Here is a 251-nt window from a genome sequence, read left to right as displayed (position 1 = left end):
ACCCTGCTGGGTCTCGATCGCGTGACCGAAGGTATGGCCGAGGTTCAGCGTGGCACGCACGCCCGACTCGCGCTCGTCGGCGCCCACCACGCGGGCCTTCGCCGCGCAAGAGCGCTCGATGGCCTCGGTGACAACGGTCGGCTCCAGTGCCAGCAAGGCATCCATGTGCTCTTCCAGCCAGGTGATGAACGGTTCGTCGCAAATGAAACCGTACTTGATCACCTCCGCCAGCCCGGCGGACAGCTCGCGGG

Annotated in this window: 1 protein-coding gene; it reads right to left on the bottom strand. The window is 66.5% G+C overall.

The features are described 5' to 3' along the window. Positions 1 to 251 (bottom strand): 3-dehydroquinate synthase family protein (locus ACNQO6_RS18465; protein ID WP_440209915.1); only part of this gene is annotated, 251 nt, incomplete at both ends.

Origin of the sequence: Acinetobacter calcoaceticus (assembly GCF_051947995.1) — a bacterium.
Lineage (GTDB): Bacteria > Pseudomonadota > Gammaproteobacteria > Pseudomonadales > Moraxellaceae > Acinetobacter.
Note: the sequence above shows the minus strand (reverse complement) of the source record. Positions and strands in the feature narration are given on the sequence as shown.